The sequence below is a fragment of the Planococcus halocryophilus genome (genome assembly GCF_001687585.2).
Classification (GTDB): Bacteria; Bacillota; Bacilli; order Bacillales_A; family Planococcaceae; genus Planococcus; species Planococcus halocryophilus.
Genome location: NZ_CP016537.2, coordinates 488,995 through 511,501 on the forward strand (window position 1 = coordinate 488,995; position 22,507 = coordinate 511,501).

General features: G+C 39.9%; 21 protein-coding genes. 12 read left to right on the plus strand and 9 right to left on the minus strand.

Features of this window, described 5'->3' with window-relative positions; all coding sequences use genetic code 11:
* Positions 1-46 precede the first annotated feature (46 nt).
* From BBI08_RS02555 to BBI08_RS02565, 3 genes are all read right to left on the minus strand, one after another.
* Positions 47-877, minus strand: coding sequence for a squalene/phytoene synthase family protein (locus BBI08_RS02555; RefSeq protein WP_008498804.1), 831 nt, complete (start codon positions 875-877; stop codon positions 47-49).
* 186 nt (positions 878-1,063) lie between these two features.
* Positions 1,064-1,783 carry an HAD-IIB family hydrolase gene (locus BBI08_RS02560; protein ID WP_040851124.1) on the minus strand — a complete coding sequence of 240 codons (720 nt, stop codon included), beginning with the start codon at positions 1,781-1,783 and terminating at the stop codon, positions 1,064-1,066.
* Entirely contained in the window at positions 1,728-2,990 is a 1,263-nt protein-coding gene (locus tag BBI08_RS02565) for a glycosyltransferase (RefSeq protein WP_065528459.1), read from the minus strand. The genes BBI08_RS02560 and BBI08_RS02565 overlap by 56 nt, the downstream gene beginning before the upstream one ends.
* 261 nt (positions 2,991-3,251) lie before the next feature.
* Between BBI08_RS02565 and BBI08_RS02570 the strand changes: the two genes are divergently transcribed.
* Together BBI08_RS02570 and BBI08_RS02575 are read left to right on the plus strand one after the other, a co-directional pair.
* Entirely contained in the window at positions 3,252-4,367 is a 1,116-nt protein-coding gene (locus BBI08_RS02570; protein ID WP_008498808.1) for an NAD(P)/FAD-dependent oxidoreductase, read from the plus strand.
* 17 nt (positions 4,368-4,384) lie between these two features.
* Entirely contained in the window at positions 4,385-5,941 is a 1,557-nt protein-coding gene (locus BBI08_RS02575; protein WP_065528460.1) for a GNAT family N-acetyltransferase, read from the plus strand.
* Between the two features lie 194 nt (positions 5,942-6,135).
* On the opposite strand, the gene BBI08_RS02580 is transcribed toward BBI08_RS02575, so the two are convergent.
* Positions 6,136-7,359, minus strand: coding sequence for a helix-turn-helix transcriptional regulator (locus tag BBI08_RS02580; protein WP_008498809.1), 1,224 nt, complete (start codon positions 7,357-7,359; stop codon positions 6,136-6,138).
* Between the two features lie 115 nt (positions 7,360-7,474).
* Between BBI08_RS02580 and BBI08_RS02585 the strand changes: the two genes are divergently transcribed.
* On the plus strand, positions 7,475-8,743 hold the full coding sequence (locus BBI08_RS02585; RefSeq protein ID WP_008498810.1) for an MFS transporter: 1,269 nt from the start codon (positions 7,475-7,477) through the stop codon (positions 8,741-8,743).
* 270 nt (positions 8,744-9,013) lie between these two features.
* Positions 9,014-9,256 carry a DUF5658 family protein gene (locus BBI08_RS17420; protein ID WP_472482581.1) on the plus strand — a complete coding sequence of 81 codons (243 nt, stop codon included), beginning with the start codon at positions 9,014-9,016 and terminating at the stop codon, positions 9,254-9,256.
* 56 nt (positions 9,257-9,312) lie between these two features.
* Here the strand turns inward: BBI08_RS17420 and BBI08_RS02595 are convergent, their stop codons facing one another.
* The 4 genes from BBI08_RS02595 to BBI08_RS02610 all read right to left on the minus strand — a co-directional run bounded on the left by BBI08_RS02595 (position 9,313) and on the right by BBI08_RS02610 (position 14,089).
* The gene (locus BBI08_RS02595) at positions 9,313-10,494 is read right to left on the minus strand and encodes an MFS transporter (protein WP_008498811.1); all 1,182 of its coding nucleotides are present in this window, start codon (positions 10,492-10,494) and stop codon (positions 9,313-9,315) included.
* Positions 10,495-11,060: 566 nt separating this feature from the next.
* The gene (locus BBI08_RS02600) at positions 11,061-13,448 is read right to left on the minus strand and encodes a heavy metal translocating P-type ATPase (RefSeq protein WP_008498812.1); all 2,388 of its coding nucleotides are present in this window, start codon (positions 13,446-13,448) and stop codon (positions 11,061-11,063) included.
* A gap of 79 nt (positions 13,449-13,527) precedes the next feature.
* On the minus strand, positions 13,528-13,749 hold the full coding sequence (gene copZ, locus BBI08_RS02605; RefSeq protein ID WP_008498813.1) for a copper chaperone CopZ: 222 nt from the start codon (positions 13,747-13,749) through the stop codon (positions 13,528-13,530).
* Positions 13,750-13,765: 16 nt separating this feature from the next.
* Positions 13,766-14,089, minus strand: a complete 324-nt coding sequence (locus BBI08_RS02610) for a metal-sensitive transcriptional regulator (protein WP_008498814.1) — start codon at positions 14,087-14,089, stop codon at positions 13,766-13,768.
* A gap of 231 nt (positions 14,090-14,320) precedes the next feature.
* Between BBI08_RS02610 and BBI08_RS17075 the strand changes: the two genes are divergently transcribed.
* A complete protein-coding gene (locus BBI08_RS17075; protein WP_008498815.1) occupies positions 14,321-14,461 on the plus strand; it encodes an Lmo0850 family protein in 141 nt (46 codons plus the stop codon).
* 27 nt (positions 14,462-14,488) lie between these two features.
* On the opposite strand, the gene BBI08_RS02615 is transcribed toward BBI08_RS17075, so the two are convergent.
* Positions 14,489-15,670 carry an FtsW/RodA/SpoVE family cell cycle protein gene (locus BBI08_RS02615; RefSeq protein WP_065528462.1) on the minus strand — a complete coding sequence of 394 codons (1,182 nt, stop codon included), beginning with the start codon at positions 15,668-15,670 and terminating at the stop codon, positions 14,489-14,491.
* A gap of 159 nt (positions 15,671-15,829) precedes the next feature.
* Here BBI08_RS02615 and BBI08_RS02620 point away from each other — a divergent pair, with 159 nt between their 5' ends.
* The 7 genes from BBI08_RS02620 (at position 15,830) to cshA (ending at position 22,462) form a co-directional block, all read left to right on the plus strand.
* Positions 15,830-16,600, plus strand: coding sequence for a hypothetical protein (locus BBI08_RS02620; RefSeq protein WP_065528463.1), 771 nt, complete (start codon positions 15,830-15,832; stop codon positions 16,598-16,600).
* 87 nt (positions 16,601-16,687) lie between these two features.
* Entirely contained in the window at positions 16,688-17,035 is a 348-nt protein-coding gene (gene sugE, locus BBI08_RS02625) for a quaternary ammonium compound efflux SMR transporter SugE (RefSeq protein ID WP_040851129.1), read from the plus strand.
* A complete protein-coding gene (locus tag BBI08_RS02630; protein WP_040851146.1) occupies positions 17,035-17,352 on the plus strand; it encodes a DMT family transporter in 318 nt (105 codons plus the stop codon). The genes sugE and BBI08_RS02630 overlap by 1 nt, the downstream gene beginning before the upstream one ends.
* A 73-nt stretch (positions 17,353-17,425) precedes the next feature.
* Positions 17,426-18,496: a D-alanine--D-alanine ligase gene (locus tag BBI08_RS02635; RefSeq protein ID WP_065528464.1), complete on the plus strand. Its 1,071-nt coding sequence runs from the start codon at positions 17,426-17,428 to the stop codon at positions 18,494-18,496.
* 13 nt (positions 18,497-18,509) lie between these two features.
* Positions 18,510-19,868: a UDP-N-acetylmuramoyl-tripeptide--D-alanyl-D-alanine ligase gene (locus BBI08_RS02640; RefSeq protein WP_065528465.1), complete on the plus strand. Its 1,359-nt coding sequence runs from the start codon at positions 18,510-18,512 to the stop codon at positions 19,866-19,868.
* Positions 19,869-19,908: 40 nt separating this feature from the next.
* Positions 19,909-20,607, plus strand: coding sequence for an alpha/beta hydrolase (locus BBI08_RS02645; RefSeq protein ID WP_008498820.1), 699 nt, complete (start codon positions 19,909-19,911; stop codon positions 20,605-20,607).
* A gap of 334 nt (positions 20,608-20,941) precedes the next feature.
* Positions 20,942-22,462 (plus strand): degradosome RNA helicase CshA, encoded by a 1,521-nt coding sequence (gene cshA, locus BBI08_RS02650; RefSeq protein ID WP_156874336.1) that lies wholly within the window; start codon positions 20,942-20,944, stop codon positions 22,460-22,462.
* Positions 22,463-22,507: the final 45 nt, after the last annotated feature.

Sequence of the window (22,507 nt, forward strand, 5' to 3'; positions counted from 1 at the left end):
AGTGATTCAAAAAAACCAGCCTCTTAAAAGATAAGGCTGGAGATAGTTAGCTTAATCGCTCTTCTTGTTTCAATTGCTCTACAATACCTTCAACTTCTACCCGGCTCATCTTCTCTTTTCCTGACTTTAATGCTTTGAGCGTACTATGAGCTAATGCTAATGGAACTTTGCAGAACATTAAAATCCGTTTATTTTTAATGGGTTTTACGTAGAGATCTGCTTTTGCCAAATTGTTTTTAGCGTAGTTGAACATATCTTCACGTGTCCAACCTTCCGGTACGAAAGTTACGCCGCGCTCGAAATCTTCATCGTAATTTCGAAGCATATTGACTGCTTGCAACCCGCGACCAAAGGCAATAGCATGATCAGGATCTGTTACCGTTCCATCATGCCAGTACCAAATGTCGGAAAGCATCGTGCCAACAAGACCAGCCACGTAATACGTATATTCATCTAAATCTTCTTTTGTTAGAATAACCCAATTTTTTTCTACCCACTTGGACATACCGCCGGCCATAATAGCTGTGGATTCCATTACTTTGCCTCTAATTTCTTCAGGGCAGACATGGATCCAGTCTGCTAAGCGCATCGTAACAGGTGGTAGAAACTCTTTATAAGGAGTAACAAGGTCCAAATAAGACTGCTCATCAAAACCTGTTTCCAACATTTTTTGAATCGTGCTCAGCAATTTGATTTTAGCTTGATCATCCAGTTTCGGGTGATCTTCAATTTCATCAATCGCTCGCATACAAAGGTAAGCAGAGCCGACAGTTTTCTTTAAAATAGGATCTAAAAAGCTGATTGGGATGAAAAAGGTCCGGCTCGTTTCTTTTAGCATCATTAAGGACTCTTTTTGTAAATTCGAAACTTTGCTCATCTCAATTCCCTCCTGTTGTGTGTATTGATAGTACATAATTTTATGTATAACATCGCTTCTAATGAAAAAATGGCTTCCTACTAAATATAAACCATCTAGATGAAAAAACAAACAAATACCCCGTAAGCTAAAACTTTGTACAAAAAAAGCCCCTTTAAACAAATTTTTATGCTTAAAAGGGAAGACTCATTTCGTATAAAAATGGTGCCAAGCTTCATGGATTCCACCAGCATAGCTATTCATAGCCCGATAGATTGAAGGATGTTTTTGTTGTTCGAGCAATTCAGGCTGCGCGTTTCCAACGATAACAGAAGGAAAGCCCATAGTTAGCATCTCTGCGTCATTTCCAGAATCACCAGCTACTAGTAATTTAGCGTTATTCAGCTGATACTTATTTAAGATGTATTGAAGCGCTTGTCCTTTTCCGCTACCTGCCGGAAGAATATCGACATCACGTCCACCGCTATATATTAACTTGTACGTAATTCCCGCTTGATCAAGCGCTGTGCGAAATGCTTCTACGATATTAACGTCAGTTGCATAATAAGAGCAACGGTTTGTGACGGGAAGCTTTTGAGAAACTAAATCAGGAATTTGGCAAGCAATGGCATCTATTTTTTCAGGCATCCAAGATTGTTCTAAATGCTGTGACCATGCTAAGTCTTGTTCTAATGTGTCTCCTATATAAATAGCTGTTCCAACGTCTGTAATCAGTACGTCAGGAACCGGTAAATTTTCCTCGTTGATAAGTGATAGAGCAGATTCATAATGCCTGCCGGTAATATAAATTAACGATACGTTGTACGGCTGATTGTTATAAAAACTGAGTAGTGTTTGCAAACTGTTTTGATCACCGACGAGTGTTCCGTCCAGATCGGTTGCTAATAAATGCGTTGCTGCGTGCACGAATAATCACCTCATATAATGAATTGATGCGAGAAGAAATAGTATCCCAATCAAAGTCTTTGCGAGCAATCTTTTCAGCTTGGCGACTTAATCTCTCTGTCAAAAGTGTATTTGCTGACAAAACATCCATGGCAATAGCTAAATCGATTTCGTTTTTCGTCTCAACTAAAAGCCCGGAAATGCCATCTTGAACGACATTTTTTAATCCCCCTACATTTGAAGCAATAACGGGACTCCCGCAAGCTTGCGCTTCTGCAGCAACCATTCCAAAAGATTCATAGAAACTCGGCACAATTGTAGCAGTAGCCGAATTGAATAATAGAGCCAACTCTTCTTGGCTTTGAGGACCTAAAAACTCTACTCGATTTTCGATGCCTTTAATAGCCGCCCGAAGTTTTTCATCTTTAGGTAACCCTGTTTCTAAATCAAAATTTTCTATGTCTCCGCCGGCAATAACCAAGTGTGGAGTTTCTGTATATTTACTTTTTTCAACCAACAATTGGAACGCTTTTAATAAAGTGAAAATTCCTTTCGTAACTTCTAGTCTACCCGCAAAAACAAAGAGGGGATTGCTGTAACCGAATTTTTTGCGCAAATGTGTTCGGTTACCTCGTACTTTAAACGCCTGGTCTACTCCAATTGGAACAACTTGTATAGGAGAGGGCGAGTTTATGTGAAATTCGATTAATTGTTTTTCGTTATTAGTAGTTGCTAATACATAATCAGTGTTTTTCAAAATTGCTTTTTCTGCATTTATCCGGCGTTGATCATGAATGCCTGTTGCCCGTTCTTTTGCCCAAGCAAGTGAATGGGTTGTGTGTACATAAGGCAATCCAAATTCTTTTTTTAATTTCTTTCCGATTAATCCTGATAACCAGTAATGGGTATGAACAATATCGTAAGACGCTAAATTCAACGTAGTTTTCAACTCTTCGTAAAATGCTGGAAGCATAGAATACATTTCATCTTTGGAAACAAATCCTTTATGTCCAGCTTCTAATCTTACGACACGGCATGTAGCGCCGAACGTTTCTATTTGAGGTTCTGAAGAGTCACACCAATGAGTGGCGACATCAACTTGCCAACCTTTATTTTCTAATGCGAGTGCTAATTGCTTAACATAATTGTTTTGGCCGCCCGATTGTTTACCACCGAGCTTAGCTAAAGGATCGCCATGATCCGAAATAAATAATGCTTTCTTGTTCATCAAGCTCAGCTCCTTTTTACTTTTTTAAAAAAAGGCATCATGAATGTTTACCCGGATTTTAGAATTTTTAATCATTTATTTAGAGATTTGGTTCTTTTCGACTGGTGGAAATTCTTAGTAACGAGAAAAACAGTAATATAGCTTTACCCCATAAATCTAAAAGATAATCCACAATATTCCACTTTTAAAGAAATGAATTTGAGTCTCTTGGTTCACTGCATTAGAATGAAGTCACAAGACTTTTGGAAACTAGGTGTTTACATGAAAACATTAATTATTATTGGTTCAGGAATTTTAGGCGCATCTGCTGCATACCATGCAGCAAAAGCTGGAGCAGCTGTCGTCTTAATAGACCGTGGCGATAAAGGACAAGCAACAGGAGCTGCAGCTGGAATCGTCTGTCCATGGATCTCTCAACGTAGAAACAAAGCTTGGTACAATTTAGCCAAAAGTGGAGCTAAATATTATCCAGAATTGATTTGTGAGCTCGAAGCTTTAGGCGAACAGGATACAGGCTATAAACAAGTAGGCATTGTTAGCATTCATGAAGACAGTAAATTAGATAAAATGGAACAAAAAGCATATGAGCGAAGAGTTGATGCGCCTGAAATGGGTGACATTAAAAGGTTATCGTCAGAAGAAACAAGAGAAGTTTTTCCTTATGCAACGGAAGAGTATGGAGCACTTTGGGTAAGTGGAGCGGCTCGGGTTGATGGAAGAGCTATTCGAGATGCGTTAATTTCGGGTGCAGTAAAGCTTGGAGCAGAACGCGTAACGGGAGATGCAGAATTATTGGTTGAAGAAGGGCAAGTTATTGGTGCTAAGGTAGCTGGTAAACAAATTATTGCAGACCGAGTTATTTCAACAGGAGGTGCATGGGCAGCAGAGTTATTCAAACCATTGGGATTGGATTTAGACATTGTGCCACAAAAAGCCCAAATTCTTCATTTACGTGCTGAATCTCAAGCAACGGGAGATTGGCCGGTTGCCATGGTTCCTTATGGTCAATATATAGTCCCGTTTGCGGATGGCAAAATTGTTGCCGGTGCAACGCATGAAAATGGAGTGGGGTTTGATGACAAGCTGACAGCAGCAGGAATTCATCATATTCTTGATAAAACTTTAGAAGCGGCACCCGGACTTGGTAAAGCAGAAATGGCAGGGGCTGCCACTGGTTTTCGTCCCGCTACAACAAGTGCACTGCCGTTTATCGGTCAAGTTCCGGGATATCCGAATTTTTTTGCGGCTAACGGATTGGGTGCTTCAGGTTTGACTGCAGGTCCGTATTTAGGTGCACAGTTGGCAAAACTAGCACTCGGGGAACCTGTCGGTATCGATTTGAGTCTTTACCGAGTAGAAGATGCGTTCAGGAGCTGAAAAGGAGGCGTGGAAATATGTATTGGTGCAAAATCGCCCGGACAGAGGCAGAATATGCTGAAATTGCACGCTTAAACTATGACACCTTTGTAGAAGAAATTCCTCAACATCAAACAAATGACAGCGGTACACGTGTCGATCCTTTTCATGAACAAAATACGTATTTAATTGTATTGTCAGAAATGGAAGTGGTTGGCATGATTGCGTTGCGTTCTGAACGTCCGTTTTCATTAGATCTGAAAATCGGGAAGTTTGAAGAGTTTTTGCCGAATGCGGGTAAAGTTTGTGAAATCCGTTTACTGGCGATACGTAAAGCGCATCGGAACGGACGTGTGTTTTTCCTTTTAGCCCGTGCATTATCTGATTTTTGCTTAGAGCAAGGTTTTGATTCAGCTGTTATTTCTGGAACAACACGTCAAATGAAACTATATGGCCAGCTCGGATTTCGCGCGTTTGCAGAACCAATGGGCACAGGAGAAGCTATCTTCATCCCAATGGTTACGACGCGTCGCCAATACATGGATTCTGTTGCGGCGAGGTTGCAAGCAAAACGCAGACTGTTTGTGCCTGGCCCAGTTGCTTTAACAAAAAAACTCGCTGCTCCTTTTCAAGAACCACCTATTTCTCATCGATCAGCAGCTTTTCGGGAAGTGCGACAGGAAGTTGACCGATTACTTGAGGATATGACAGGAATGACTCCTCATCTATTAGCAGGAAGTGGGACTTTGGCGAACGAAGCCATGCTCGCGCAAATAAAGCGGCTAAATTCAAAAGGATTAATTTTGGTGAATGGTGAATTTGGCAAACGTTTAGTCCGCCAAGCGGAGCGTGTTAACGTGGATTATGAAGTAGTGGAAGAATTGTGGGGACAAGCTTTCGATTTTGAAGAAATAATAGAGCGCATTGAAACAGAAGACTTTCATTGGATTCTCATGGTTCATGGTGAAACTTCTACGGGGCAATTAAATAACTTTCACGAACTCACTAGTATTTGTAAGGAGCGTGACATTAAGCTTTGCTTGGATTGCATTAGTAGCTTTGGGGCTGTGCCATTTTCGCTTGAAGAGGTTTGGCTCGCAACAGCAACAAGTGGCAAGGCCATCGGAACTTTAAGTGGTGTCGCCATTGTCTTTGCAGATCATGAAATAGAGTCAGACGATAACGTGCCTAGCTATTTAGATCTTGGGCTTTATGCGACAGACATCCCGTTTACATTTTCAGCGAGTTTACTGGAAAGCTTACATCTTACATTAAAGGCATATCCTGCACGCTATGAACTGTTAAATCAGCGCTTCCATAAATTACAAGAAGATACGCAAAACTGGCCAACTTTAGCGGCCGGTTACCCGACCGCTCGAACTTTTCAAGTAGTAGAAGATATTCGTTTTCTTGTTGAAGATGCCCATCTTTCCGGTTTCGAGTTACATTCAGCAAGTGGCTATTTAAAAGTGCGGGAATTGTTTCAAGTTTCCTGCATTCAACCAGAATTTGAAAAAGACTGGGAGCACTTCATAGAATTTTATGAAGTTTACCATCGCTATCATGTAAAAGAAAAAGCCCGTCACTCAATGTGAAGAGTTAAGAGTATAAAAAAATTTATTTCCTTTTTTGAAAAAGGAGTACTTCATACTAGCGAAGGCGCGTCCACGGGGTAGGCGGAGTGAGAAGACAGATGGTCTTTCTGGCTTCTCGCGAGAGCCATCCCCAAAGCGACCGGAGCGATTTGTTGCTAAAGAAAAAGCCCGTCACTCAATGTGACGGGCTTTTGTTATGCCAGTACTTTTTTGTGCGCCGCTAATATAAACGTCTTATAAGGGAAGTCAGGCATAGGTTTGATCAAGTCTTTCGCAATCGTAGCGTGTTTTATTGCGAGCTCTTTGTCGCCGAGCTCTAAGTAAATGAGTGCCATATAGGCATCTTTTTCATAATGCAACGACAAATCGTAAGGATGATGTAGAAATTCCCAAAGCTCGTGCTTTTTCAGCCATGTCAACGCTTCTTCAAATTGTCCGAGACCATATAAAGCTTTTCCTTTTTCTAAAGTAAACATAAAGATTTTGTCTTCTGGATATTTTTCTAAGTTTTCGTCAATTAATACAAGAGCGGCTTGGTAGTCATGAGCAAAAGAATTTAAATAGTGAACTTCAATCGCATCAGCGAATGCGCTCACCTCATCGTCATCCGTAAAATCCGCAAACAAGTGAAGTTTCGAAATGTAATAATCTTTTCTTGCTGTATCCTCTTCCAACATGGCTTGAAAACCTGCCAGACGATAAAGAGCGTCAATTCGATAAAATACTTGATGCTCTTTGGAGTATTGAATAGCTTCCTCCATTAAACGCTTAGCGTTTTCACCATCTCCGATAGCGGAATAAAGAATCGACTCGTAATAATCAAAATCCAATTTCTTCAATGGATCCAAAACTCCAGCACGTTCTTCAAGGGTCTTTCTTGATGTTTGAATTAAGACTAGTGCATCTTTATAGCGATGTTCCGTAAATGCCATCATCGCTTTAAAAGTATGAAGGTCCGCACTTTGGTTAATCATATGCAGGCTTTCGTATATTTCTTCTGCTTTTTTTAACACTTCTTCCCAGCCGCTTTGTTTTGAATGATAACTGCAATATCCATAAATTTCAAAGAGCCTTGCAGATTCGTAACGAAAGGGAAGATGTTCGAGATAGGGTTTTAGAATCTTAACGATGTTTTTATACTTTGCAATCAATTCATCGCTTAACAACTCTTTTGTATAAAGCTTTTCGATTTTTTCGAGTAAGCTTCTCAATTCGTGAGTGGGTAGGCTTTCAAGGAGTTCATTCTGATCTACCTGTAGCTGCTCTGCGATATAGGCTAAGCTTTCCATCGAAGGATTGGCCTTATTATTTTCGATTAAACTAAGCATTCCTTTAGTCAATTGGTCACCTGCTAAAGTTTGCAGCGTTAACCCTTTCTGTTTACGTAAAGTCTTGATGCGTTCGCCTAAAGTAGCCATTGGATCACCCGCCTTTTCATTAGTTTAATTATATTAAACTTTTTCTTGTCATGTCAATTCGGTTATGATATATTTTGTTTAATTAAATTAAACTTTTATTTAGGAGGTTGAAAAGATGAGTGAGGAGTTACGTATCAAACAAGCCACATTCCATCTGTATACGTTTACGGTTAGCAAGTTAATCTCCACATTTGGGAGCTCTGTTTACGCGTTTGGTATTAGTTTGTATGTGTTGGCTTTGACTGGTTCAGCTGCTAGTTTTGCGATTAATTTAATTTGCAGTATTTTGCCAAGATCGATATTGTCCCCATTTGCTGGGTATGTTGCAGATAAGTATTCAAAAAAAGCCATCGTCATTTTGTCTCAAATAGCCAGTATGCTTGCAGTAGCAGGTTTACTCGTTTTCGTGTTACTGAATGGTTTGTCGTTAACAGCTATTTATACGACTACCGCGCTATTATCCATTAGTACAATGTTTACCGGTGTTACGTTTTCTTCGTCGATTGCCAACCTGATTGATCCAGATCGCATTCAACGGGCAATGGGTTTTAACCAATCAGCAATTTCAATTGCGGCAATTGGAGGTCCTGTAGTAGGGGGGATTCTTTTTGGGTTTGTTTCGATGAATGTTTTTCTAGTGATTCAAGTTACTGCATACGCCTTAGCGGTGTTGTTAGAGTCTACGATGAACTTTAAACTTTTTACAAATCGAACTGAACAACAAAGTGATAGCTCGAAAAATTCCATGTTGAAAGAAATGAAAGAAGGATTTTTTTACTTGAAATCCAATCGTGTCATTATGGTAATTGTCACGACGGCTGTAGGTATTAACTTCTTTTTTTCATCAATGATGATTGGCTTGCCGTTTATTGCAGTTCAGCAATTGCAAATTGATGCGACGCATTTTGGGATGATTGAAGCCATGATTGCGATCGGGATGTTAGTAGCGTCGATTTATTTTTCCGTCAGCAAAGATGTAGAATTTCCGTTACTGGTTGCTAAAAGAGGGATATTGGCGATGTCTGTTTTGCTTGCCGGAATGGGTATCCCACTTATTATTGGTATGTCCTATAACGTAACAGTTGGTTATTTCCTTTTGCTTATGTTGATATTTGGTATCAGCAATGTCTTTGTCAATACGCCAATTGGTGTCATGATGCAAAAGGACGTAGCAGAAGAATACCGTGGTCGCGTCTTTGGAATTTTGGAATCGATGGCAATGGCTATGATGCCACTAGGTTATCTACTATTTGGTTTGTTATATGACATGCTGCCTGCAGAATATGTGGTTGTAGCAAGCAGTCTTTGCTTGATTGCACTAACAAGTTATTTAATGCGCTCATCAATTATGGAGGAAGCAATGCCATCACTTCAAAAAATATAATGGTCAAAAAAATACTGAACAACTTTATTTCCAAAGTTGTTCAGTATTTTTGGTGAAAAGTTTTCTTTGTTTATTGAAAATTAAAATAATTTATGCATAAATACCTTGTTTTATTGTCTGTATTCTGTATTTTAAGGGTAACCCATTACTAAGGACTTATATTTAGTGAATGGGGTGTAGATTATGAGCTCGGAAAAATCCGCTGAGCCATTAAAAAAATATGTTTGGAGCTTAGTCATCTTAAATTTCCTAGATGGCTTGTTAACATACATAGGGCTTTCTACTGGAGCTATAAATGAAGCTAACCCTTTGTTAGTATCGCTTTCTCCTTTAGCCCTCTTAGCTACGAAGCTTTTTTTATCCCTTTGTCTTTTTAGCTTTCTCTTCACACCTTTCATCAAGATTCAATCCCGCATCTGGCGTTTTACGCTTGTGATGGTAAATGTTCTTTATTCACTCACCTTACTTCTTCATGTGTATTGGCTAGTCATTTTAGTAACAATGAGTTCTTGAATATAAAAAAACACCGCTAAAAGCGATGCTCATGCTAGAACTCCTGCTATTGTCTATCAGGCAGAAGCGCTTGCTTTTTTTGTCGTTGCTAAGGTCTTGTTAGAAGCTCTAAACAATACGATTAACAAGATACTCGCTATTGCCAGCGCTGCAGATAAATAATAAATGCTGCCGGCTTGAATAGTGAGGAGCCATGTAAAAGCTAGAGGACCAATAATGCGTCCAAGATTATCCATAGAATAAGTTAACCCAGCGGCTGTCCCATATTTGCCACCTGATTCTTTTGAAGTTAACGACACTAATGCTGTACGAGACAAAGCATTCCCGGCAGTAAAGATGCTGAGTGCAACACCAGCAAAAAACAAACTGTTTGTAAAAGGGAGGAGGAACAACCCGAGAGCGGTAACGATTTGTGCGCCCATGATCCACTTTGTTTCGGCACCATCTTTAATGCGGCGAACAACTCCGCCTTGAATGGTAGCATCGACAAACCCACTCGCGATAAACAAGTAGCCAAGTTGAAGCGGTGTAATGCTAATTTGTTGGATTTGGAACAATTGAAAAGTTGATTCCAATCCTGCTAGTAAAACAGTTACCATAAAGGACATTAAAAACAAATAGCGAATGCGGAACTGCCAAAGTGTACTCGAGCCTTTTGGCAAAAGCGCACGTTTAACGGCTTCACCTTTACGAACAGGCTCTTTTAATACGATACTCGCATAACCCATCAATAAGAGTACAAGTACTGCAGAAGTCGTAAATGGCAGCGATAAGGAAATCGATCCTAGCAAGCCACCAATAGCAGGTCCGAAAATAAACCCTAAGCCAATTGACATGCCAAGAAAGCCCATGTATTTATTGCGGTCTTCGTTTGAAGTGATATCTGCTACATACCCTGTTACAGCAGTGTAAAGTGCACCGGAAAATAGACCACCTACAATGCGTGAAAAATACAACAACATTAAATTATCAAGAAACAACGAAAATAAGAAGAAGCTTAAACTAAACCCAGCTAGCCCGATAAGAATAAGTTTTTTACGCCCAGTGTTATCGGAAAGTTTTCCCCATAGCGGTGCTGTGAAAAACGAAGATAAGGCATAGATGGTGATTAATCCGCCAACATGGATTTCCGAGTAACCTTGTTGCACAATGACTTCAGGTAAAATAGGGATAATAATGCCGAATCCTAAGTACACAAAAAACTGAACGGACATCAGCAGTAAGATGGTTTTTTTCATAATGAAGAATTCCTACTTTCTGAAAAGAATATGTCCTCATTTTACCTTTGTTTCTTAAGTAGAACAATGACCAGAAAAAAGAAGACCATTTCTGGTCCTCTTAGACTGGAGACAAAGTCTTATTAAACTGAATAGTGATGCATATTCTTCAACTGGGCTGGCCACTTCGCTTTCCGTGGGCTCAGCTTCAGCCTCCTCGTCACTGACGTTCCTGCGGGGTCTTCAGCTTTCGTCGCTTCGCTGCTCCCACAGGAGGCTTCGTGGCCAACCCAATTGAAGGCTTCTTGCTACAAACAAAGTAAGATTCTTTAGTACGCTTCATCATAAAAGTAACTTATGAAAAGTTTTTTCCTCTACTCACTCTAGGATTCGGAGCACCTAGTGGCGACTCCAGCGGAAAAACGAAGTGGTGAGACCCCGCAGGAGCTTGCGACGAGGAGGCTCAGCGCGGAGTCCGCGGAAAGCGTCCACTAGGTGTGGAGAATCCCATATACATACAAAAAAATGAGTAAGCATTCTTTTTTCTGCAAATTAAGAGGACCATTTCTGGTCCTCATAAAAAATAATTATTTATTTAATTTAACACGTTGTAAACGTAAAGCGTTCATGACAACTGATACGGAACTAAATGCCATGGCAGCTCCTGCAAGCCAAGGAGCTAACAAACCAACTGCCGCAATCGGAATGCCGATTGAGTTATATGCAAGTGCCCAGAATAAGTTTTGTTTAATATTACGAACGGTCAATCGACTCATTTGAACCGCGTCGACGACTCTCATTAAATCACCTTGCATTAACGTAATATCGGCGGCTTCCATTGCAATAGCTGTTCCGGTACCCATAGCCATTCCAACATCTGCACTAGCTAAAGCCGGAGCGTCGTTTAAGCCGTCTCCAGCCATGGCGACATGTCTACCTTGCCCTTGAAGTTTAACAACAACATCGGCTTTTTCTGCTGGTAAGACGCCAGCAAATACTTCGTCGATGCCAACTTGTTTAGCGATTGCCATCGCTGTGCGTTCTTGGTCTCCTGTTAACATGACCACATGTAATCCCATATCTTTCATTTCTTGAATTGCTTGTTTAGCTGTTTCTTTCATAGTATCGGCAACAGCAACGAGTCCGCTGTAACGGCCGTCAACAGCAATGAACATAACCGTTTTGCCGTCTTGTTCTAAAGCGGTAGCTTGCGCTTCATCGATTGCAAGACCGTCCATCAAACGACGATTTCCCATGACGACTTGACGATTATCTACAGTGGCACGAATGCCGTGACCTGGTACAGCTTCAAAAAGACTAACCGCTAAATTTGCTTCACCATAATCAGAGATGGCTTGCGCAACTGGGTGTTCAGATTGATTTTCGGCACTAGCCGCTAAGTTTTTTAATTCATTTAAATCGATTCCATCAGCCGGAATAAAATCTGTAACGACAGGGCGGCCATTTGTAATGGTGCCTGTTTTGTCCAATACGATGGTATCAATATGCTTTGTGTTTTCAAGCGATTCTGCTGTTTTAAATAATACGCCTTGTTCAGCAGCACGACCTGATCCCGCCATAATAGATGTTGGTGTAGCTAGTCCTAATGCGCAAGGACAAGCGATTACGAGAACTGCAATTGTACTTTCAAGAGCGGCTGGAAAGTTTCCAGGTGATACTAAGAAGTACCAGGCGATAAACGTGACTATTGCAATCCCAACAACGACTGGAACAAAGACACTGGAAATTTGGTCAGCAAGTCGTTGAATCGGTGCTTTAGAACCTTGTGCTTGTTCAACAACACGAATGATATTCGATAATACAGTATCTTTACCGATTTTATCCGCGCGTACATGAAGCGAACCGTTAGAATTGACGGTCGCTGCAAAGACAGCGTCGCCTGTCTCTTTATCAACCGGTAAACTTTCACCAGTTAGCATCGATTCATCCACTGCTGAATTACCTGAAAGAACAGCGGCATCAACTGGAATAGAAGCACCGGGTTTAATCAATAAGATGTCACCGGTTTTGACTTCTGAAATTGGCAAGCTGACAAATTCATCTCCGCGCTCGACAAGTGCATGTTGAGGCTGCAATTTCATTAACTTCTTAATAGCGTCAGAAGAGCGGCCTTTTGCACGTGCTTCAAAAACTTTCCCTAAAATAATTAACGTAATTAGCACGGCACTCGTTTCGAAATACAAACCCATAGTATGTCCTGTGTTCCAATTAGAAAGAACTAAGTAAACACTATAGAAATAGGCGGCTGAAGTTCCGAGTGATACTAACACATCCATATTGGCGGATTTATTTTTTAAAGCAAAATAAGCACCTTTATAGAAAGACGCACCAATAATAAATTGAACCGGTGTTGCTAATGCCCATTGAATAAGAGGGTTCATCAAAATCTCAGGCACATACATCCAAGACGTGAACGAAAAATGACTAAACATTGTCCAAAGTAGCGGGAAAGAAAGGGCTGCGGAAATCCAGAACAAGCGTGTTTTCTTTTTAATCTCCTGTTGTTTGTGATCAGTTGCTTCTTCGCTTTCTTGCTCAAGAACTGCGTCGTAACCAAGTGATTGAATTCGTTTTACAAAATCTTCAGGTGTAACAGTTCCAGGATTGTAAGAAACATGTCCCGTTTCCATCGCCAAATTCACATTGGCTAGTTGAACACCTTCCATTTTGTTTAATACTTTCTCGATGCGTGCAGAGCAATTTGCACAAGTCATGCCTTGAATGGAAAAATCAATTTCTTGTTGCTGAACGCCATATCCTAATTGTTCGATTTTATTTTGTACTTCTGTCATCGATGCTTGATCACTATCAAAGACAACATTGGCTTTTTCTGTAGCAAAATTAACGGTTGCTTCTGATACGCCAGGCAATTTTTGAAGCCCTTTTTCTACGCGGTTTGCGCACGCCGCACAAGTCATACCGGTAATTGCTACTTCCGTTTGTTTTGTGCTCATCGTGATTCCCACCTTTTTTTAAAAAATACATACCTATAGGGGGTATGGAGTAGTGAAAAAAATAACCGCGTTTCCGCAGTTATTCACTTAAAGTTGCAACTTCGTATCCTTGATCTTCAATTGCCTCAGCAATTTGACCAACATCTACTGCAGAAGCGTCATATGCGACGTCAACAGAATTACTTTCTAAAGATACTTCTACTTTTTCGATACCTGGTAACGCCATAACGCTTTCTTCTACAGATTTCACACAATGTTGGCAAGACATGCCGCTTACTTGTAAGTTGATTTGTTCTTTCATTCGAAATTCCTCCTTATTATTTACGCATCATTTTTTGAATAGTAACGAGTAGTTCGTCTAATACTTCTTCTTCGCCATTTTCGAGACGGTCTTTGACGCATCCTTTTAAATGGCCCTCTAAAAGAACTTTTGTCACGCTGTTTAATGCAGACTGAGTTGCTGCTAGTTGTGTGATAATATCATCACAATAAACGTCTTTCTCCACCATACCCTTTATACCACGGATTTGACCTTCAACACGACTGAGTCGATTGGTTAAATCTCTTTTTACAGAGAGAGGATGGTGACTTTTACGGCAACTAGTATCTAATGCTAAGGTTTCTTCGATTAATTCGCTCATCTGAAGATTCTCCCCTCATATTTCTTACTATAATATACCTCTATAGGGTATGCAAATCAATTGATTTATCTTTTCTTCACAATTGTCATCAAAATGATAAGTTTAAAACCCTGAAATGATGGTATTATATACGTAGACATAAAAAAGTCAATAATCTGCACTTTGCAGATGAAACATTGCAAGGTGAGATACGTTTATATATGTAATGAATAAGATAAAGAGGTGATCTGGATGGCGAAAAACGTAGATGTTCGCAACATTGTTTCAAATTTATCGAAACTTGGAATCCAAGCAAAAATCACAAAATCTCGTGTCGAATTAATAAAAGCATTAGCGTTACCACAACCAATTCAAGCACAGTCACAACAATAAAAGCTCTGGCGCATTGCGCCAGAGCTTTTATTTTTTGTTTTTATCAAACATATACGTTTTGTGATGGAATTTCATACTGAAGACAATTCCGAGCGCCAGCATATTGCCGATTAACGAGCTACCGCCATAACTGATAAAGGGTAATGGAATTCCGGTAATAGGCAAAAGTTGAATCGTCATGCCGATGTTCTGAAATACGTGGAATGTCACCATCGCGATAATACCTGCGCATACATAAGTGCTGAACGTATCTTTGAATTGAAGCGTAATCTTGGTCAAATGATAAATCAACATGAAAAATAAGATGATGACAGTGCTGGCTCCGATAAATCCGAAGTCTTCCGAAATAACAGTAAAGATAAAGTCTGTATGATTTTCGGGCACATAGACTTGTCTTCCTTTATAGCCTTTGCCGAAAACTTCTCCTGAACCAATGGCATTCATTGCGGCAATCAAGTTATACCCGCCAGATTCAGAATAGGAATAAGGATCAAGCCAGGTGTAGATGCGTTCGAACATGTATGGCTTCAAGCCAAATGCGCTAGATAGAAAGTCTTGTGCATTAATGGTCATCCACAATAACGTTGCCCCAATCACAGCAACCCCGCCAAAACTAGGAGCAATGATTTTCCAAGAGATTCCTGAAACCACGACAACTGCCAAAGTAATGGCGATAAAAACAAGTGCAGTACCTAAGTCAGGTTGTAATAGGATAAAGCCAAGAGGAATGGCGAGACAAAGGCCGATTTTACCGAGTAAGTAAAAATCAGATTTTAGTGTTTTTATTAAATAATGCTCATGGTGCGAAGAAATCATTTTTGCCAATGCTAATATATAGAATGTTTTCATGAATTCGGCTGGTTGAATATTGACAAAGGGCGTGTGAAACCAGGCTTTAGCACCGTTAACGGGCGCAGCTATCTGACCGACGCCATCTGGTGCGATCATTAATAGAATCAGTAAGAGAATACCGAATCCGTATAGATAGTAGGCCATCTTTTTATATTGTTCAGGATCGAAATACATAAGAACACCAATCATCATGACAGAAATGATGTAAAATAGAGCTTGTCTCGGAACAAAATTCGTTAAATACTGACCAGAAGTTTGAGCAGAAGAAATAGCTACCAAACTGATGATAAAAAACAGAAATAAGATGAAAGCTAGCGACCAATCAATTCGGTCGGTAAAGCTTTTATTAGTTTGCATGTGATTCCACCTGTACTTTTTATTATTATGAGTCGGAATATATTATAACGTATATATCTGTAATATGCCCATGACAAAAGTAATGACGCTTTTGGAGTATGGATGTTTCATATTTCTTCTTTTTGGTCGTATAATAAGAAATGGAATGGAGTGGGGGAAATGGAAAGAAAACCGTTGCACACAGATACATACATACAGCATTTATATATATATTTAAACGAGTCTGATCAATTTGCTTTATTTAGTGGACTGACCTTTGCCCATTTTTTGGATGCGATGAAGTTACCTAAAAACCTGTTGTTATTAAAGCATCCATATGAAGAAGCTTCTTTTAATATGCATACTCATATGGAATTTGCGACACAAGAAGATTTTAGTCAATTAAGAAAAGCGCGTGCAAATAAAAAAAGTGAATTTTGTTGGGTTGATTTTAAAAGTGAAAAGCAATTAAACTCCCTGACGCCCCAGGAACAAGCGGAATTGCTATACATTGGTCATAAGAAAGAACCGGTTAAGACACCTTTCTTTTCAACTCTACAAAACGAGTTTGTTTATTTATCTAGCGAAGAAGAAGAGACGACGAAAATATACTTCCGCAAATTAGATCGTCTAAATGAGCTTGTCGGGAATTACTTTACGTATTTCATTCGCCGAGAGGGAAATGGACAAAATTTCTGGAGACGGAAATCTAAAGACTTAATTCCGGAACTGCCTGCTGAAATTCTTCAGTCGTTAAAAAAGAATTACCGCGAAGGTGTCCTTATATCATTAGCTGATCCTGAAAAAACAAAAAACACAATTGAACTACATGTTCGTCTAGTAGAAGAAATTTCTTTTTTAGATGAATTTTGGTCTGATATTGAAGAATACACAAAACAAGGGATTTCCCGGAAAATAGTTTACGATAAAAAACAAAAAGTATGGAAATGATACCTGTAAGCGGGTATCATTTTTTTCGGACTAGCTTTTAACTTAGTTAATGCAAGAGGCAAATTTAATAAGGAAGAAGGGAATTACATGGCATGGATTCTTCTTGTGATTGCAGGAATGACTGAAGTTGTGTGGGCAATCGGCTTGAAGCTTGCTGATGGCTTTACAAATGTTGTTCCTTCTCTTGTGACATTAGTCTTTATCGGTATCAGCTTTCTGTTGTTTGCGTTCGCGATGAAGACGATTCCAATTGGTACAGCTTATGCAGTATTTACAGGTATTGGTGCTGCTGGGACAGCGATTCTCGGAATCTTATTATTTAGTGAAAATGCTAGTATAGAAAAATTATTCTTTTTGAGTTTATTGCTAGTTGGCATTATTGGCTTAAAAGTAGTGGATGGAAAAGAAACTTCTCGTAAAGAAGTGAAATCATGATGGCGTGGTTGATTTTAATTGTTGCGGGGTTATTTGAAGTATCATTTGTCACGACGATGAAATTATCAGAAGGATTTAAAAAGAAGCGCTATACAGTTCTAACGGTTGTTTTTGGAGCGCTCAGTTTTTATTTGTTATCGCTGGCTTTAACAACCATTGCGTTGGGAACAGGATATGCTGTATGGACGGGGATTGGCGCAGCGGGTAGTGTTTTGGTCGGAATGATTTTCTTTAATGAAAGTAGACAGCTGGCTAAATTATTTTTCCTGTCCTGCATCATTGCTGGAGTGGCTGGATTGAAAATATTCGGTGGCTGACATTAAAAAATTATTAGTCAATGCAGGTTCGTGATAAACTAAGCAATATGGATAATGAAATGAGGTTTCTTAAATGAAAAAAAAGATTGGTTTATTATATGGAGGCAAATCAGCAGAGCATGAAGTTTCTCTGTCTACAGCCTTAGCAGTGACAAAGGCAATTGATTTTGATGCATATGAAGTTTATCCAATTTACATCACGCAAGATGGTGAGTGGAGAAAAGGTCAGCGTCTTGAAGAATCAGCAAAAACAATTGAGCAGCTTCAATTAACAGAAGGCTCTGGAAAGCCGAATGATATTTCTAGTTTTCTTCCTACACAAGCGAGTGAAGGATTAGACGTCATCATTCCGCTACTTCACGGACCGAACGGAGAAGATGGTACGGTTCAAGGTCTTCTTGAAGTTATGAACATTCCATACGTTGGAAATGGCGTATTAGCATCTTCCGCAGGCATGGACAAAGTGGTAATGAAGCAGTTGTTCGAGCAAGCAGGTTTAGAACAAACGCCATATGTGTATTTTATAAGAAGAGACTGGGATAAAAATCAAGGCTTTTGGTTGGATAAAATTGAAGCAGAACTTGTATGGCCGGTTTTTGTGAAACCAGCCAATTTAGGGTCGAGTGTCGGCATCAGCAAAGCAGATAATCGAGAAGAACTGATTGCTGCTGTAAAAGAAGCATTAAAATTTGACCGCAAAATTGTCATTGAACAAGGTGTAGTTGCGCGTGAAATCGAAGTGGGTGTTCTCGGGAATGATGAGCCCGCGTGTTCAGTAGCTGGTGAGATTAAACCATTAAAAGCTTTTTATGATTATCAAGCGAAATACAAAGATGGCAATACAGCAATGATTATTCCGGCTGAACTAGACAGAACGGTTTATGCGAAATTAGAAGTAGACGCCAAAAAAGCTTTCAAAATTTTGGATTGTTCAGGACTTGTTCGAGCAGACTTTTTTGTGACAGCAAACAATGAAATCCTGATTAACGAAGTGAATACATTGCCTGGATTTACACCTTTCAGTATGTTCCCGTTATTGTGGGAACATACAGGACTACCATATCCGGAATTAATTGAACGACTTATTACATTAGCTATTGAACGACATGAAGAAAAACAATTACTGCAAGTTAAAATAGAATGAGTGGAGAAGCCAAATGAAAAAAAAGATTGAACAAGTAGCCAAATGGCTGGATATCAAAACTAATTTAAAAGGCATTGACGTCACGGGAGTCTCAATTAACACGAGAACACTCAAGCCAGGTGATTTGTTTATCCCTTTTCGTGGTGAAAATGTAAATGGGCATAAGTATGTCCGCTCGGCGATTGAGCTAGGTGCATCTGTTTCTCTATGGCAGCGCGATGAACCTGGAGCACCAGAAGATTTGCCATTACTTTTTGTAGATGATTGCGAAGTGGCTCTGCAAGAAATGGCTCGTGCTTATCGCGATGAACTATCAGCAATGGTTATTGGAATCACTGGGTCTAATGGAAAAACTTCTACAAAAGACTTAGTCGCAAGTGTCCTAAAACCTTATTTTAAAGTGCAAAAAACACCAGGTAATTTTAATAACCAATTGGGTCTTCCTTTAACGATTTTATCTTTAGAAGAAGACACGAAAGTTGCTGTTTTGGAAATGGGTATGAGTGGCAAAGGGCAGATTGAATTTTTGTCTGAGCTAGCACGTCCAGATTACGCGATCATTACGAATATTGGCGAAGCGCATTTGCAGGACTTGGGTTCGCGTGAAGCGATTGCTGAAGCGAAATTTGAGATTACTGCAGGCCTTCAACCACACGGCAAACTTTTTTATGATGGTGATGAACCATTATTACAGCCATTTATGGAAACTTTTCCGCAAGGTGTGTCTTTTGGATTCGACGATAATAACGAATTAACAGTAACAGACATTAAAGCTACTGAAAGTGGTAGCAGTTTTATGGTGAGTGGCATTATAGATGCAGCATTTACAATTCCTGTATTGGGTGAACACCAAGTGAAAAACACACTGGCTGCAATATTGGTAGCTCTTGAAGCAGGATTATCAGAAGAGCAAATTCGTAAATCTTTAAAAGATGCAGCATTAACGGATATGCGTATGCAGATGATTCAATCGGACAATGGTGCGATTTTTATTAATGATGCTTACAATGCAGCTCCTTCATCGATGAACGCAGCGCTGAATTTTATTCGTGAAACAACGATGAAAGATAAGAAGTGGGTTGTATTAGGCGACATGCTTGAACTTGGAGACGACGAGCAAAGTTATCACGAAGCATTGAGCAAATTCATTTCGGATAACTTAGTGGGTGTTTGTTTATATGGACCGCGTATGAAATGGCTTTACGATAAACTGCAGCCGAGTTATGGTGGGAAGTTGTTGTGGAGTGAAGCGGATTATGGCCCGATTATTGACTTGTTGAAAAAACATACCAACAAAGACTCGGTCATTTTAGTGAAGGGCTCTCGTGGTATGGCATTGGAAAATGTGATCGAACCTTTTGTTAGTGAGTAAAAAGTTTTAAGGCATTAGTTAGTAGAAAGAAGGAACCGATTTGAAGACCGGCGTGCTATGTATTCATGGTTTTACAGGAGGTCCATTTGAAGTAGAACCATTTGCCGATTTTTTAATCGAGCAAACCGATTGGATTGTGGAAATACCGACACTTCCAGGACATGGCGAAAAGCTTGCTTTAAAAAGAATTACTGCTGAAAGTTGGATGATGGAAGCCGAGTTAACTTTAAAAAGGTTGAAAAAATCGGCGGACCGCATCATTATTGTGGGCTTTTCAATGGGTGGTTTGATCGCCATGTATTTAGCAATGCGTTATAAAGTGGACCGTTTAGTTTTATTGAGCGCGGCTGCTAAATACATCAGTCCTGTGCAAATGTTTAAAGAAGTTCAAGAAGCCGTAAAAGATGCGGTGTCGGGAAAAATAACGGAAAATGCGCTTTTTCATCTCTATGAATACAAGCTAACCAATACTCCCATCAGTTCGACAGTTGAATTTTTACGCGTAGTGAAAATGGTTGAACCTTATTACGATAAGATTAAAGTTCCTGTCTGCATTGTGCAAGGAGAAAAAGACGGCATCGTGCCAGTATCTGCAGCAGACTTCATTTATGATCATATCGGATCGGAAGAAAAGTACTTGATTCGTTCAGAAAAGGGCAAGCATTTAATCTGTTATAGCGAAGATAGTGAAGATTGGTTTAGTGAAGTTTTTGCGTTTATGAATAAAGGCTTAGAGTAAACTGATTATTAGAACCTTTGCGTATTGATTGCAAATGGAAAAAAAACATGTTATTCTTTTGATAGCAATGGATACATTTTTGAAACACTCTTCCCTGTGAAGAGTATTTTTTTGAGCAAAACGGTTTGTTCTATAGATAGGGCATCAAACACCCGCCGATCAGACCGCTCGGCAAAGCCCGAGCTTTTCCTGTTCACACATCCCCTCTGACTTAAAACTACAGAGTATGATTTTCGACGTGAAACTTCCTCATAAAGGCTCGACCTTGTCACTAATTCATCTAAAATGTACACCATTTGTAAATCAGATGAAGACAAAAGGAGATTGAAAAAATTTGGTAAAATTTTCAGAGTTAAATATTAGCGAAACAACATTAAAATCCGTAAAACGCATGGGGTTTGAAGAAGCAACACCAATTCAAGAGGGAACAATTCGTCTTGGTATGGAAGGTAAAGACATCATTGGACAAGCGCAAACTGGTACTGGTAAAACTACAGCTTTCGGTATTCCTTTGATTGAAAAAATTGACACTAAAAACGGTGACGTTCAAGGATTAATCATCGCTCCAACACGCGAATTGGCAATCCAAGTTTCAGAAGAACTTTACAGACTGGGTCAAGATAAAAACGTACGTATTCTTTCAGTATACGGTGGCCAAGAAATTAGCCGACAAATCCGTGCACTAAAAAATCGTCCGCAAATTATCGTTGGTACGCCAGGCCGTCTATTAGACCATATCAACCGCCGTACTCTTAAATTGGATAATGTAAACACATTGATCCTTGATGAAGCAGACGAAATGTTGAACATGGGCTTTATCGAAGACATTCAAACAATCATGGCAAGTGTTCCTGACACGCGTCAAACATTGTTGTTCTCAGCAACTATGCCGGATGCAATCCGCCGTATTGCAGAGAAATTCATGAAAACGCCAGAAATCGTTAAAATCAAATCAAAAGAAATGACTGTTGAAAACATTGAGCAGTTCTACGTAAAATCTGTAGAGCGCGAGAAATTTGATTTCCTTTCACGTCTTTTGAATGTTCAACAACCGGAACTTGCGATCGTTTTCGGACGTACAAAACGCCGTGTTGACGAATTAGCAAAAGCTTTAAATATCCGCGGCTACCTTGCTGAAGGTATTCATGGTGACTTAAGCCAAGCAAAACGTATGTCAGTTTTAAAACAATTTAAAGCCGGCAAAATCGATATTTTAGTTGCAACAGACGTAGCAGCTCGTGGACTTGATATCTCAGGCGTATCACACGTATACAACTTTGATATTCCACAAGATCCTGAAAGCTATGTTCACCGTATCGGCCGTACTGGTCGTGCAGGTAAAAAAGGAGTCGCAGTCACGTTTGTAACACCACGTGAAATGAGCTACTTAGCTATCGTTGAACGTACAACTAAGAAAAAAATGGAAGCATTGGTTCCTCCAACTGCGAACGAAGCTGTACTTGGCCAAAAACGCGTTGCTATGGAACAATTGCTTGAAATGACAGAGAAAAACAATCTTGGCGATTATCGCGAATTCGCGACGCAAATGCTTGATAAGCATGATGCGGTTGACTTGATTGCAGCAGCTCTTAAAACAATGACTAAAGAACCGGAAGATATTCCAGTTTCTATTTCCGAAGAACGTCCTTTGCCATCACGCGGAGGCGGCGGATATAAAGGTAAAAGCGGCGGAGGCGGACGCAGTAGCGGAGGCGGCGGTTACAAAGGTAACCGTTCATCAGGTTCAGCTCGTCCATCATCAAGCCGTGGAGCAAGCTCAGGCGCAAGCCGACGTCGTGAAGGCGGAAGCGGCGGCGGACGTCCAGGACGTACGACTCGTCGTAGCGAATCTTAATACCGATTAATTGAAAGGACGTACGCAAAACAGGAAACTGTTTAG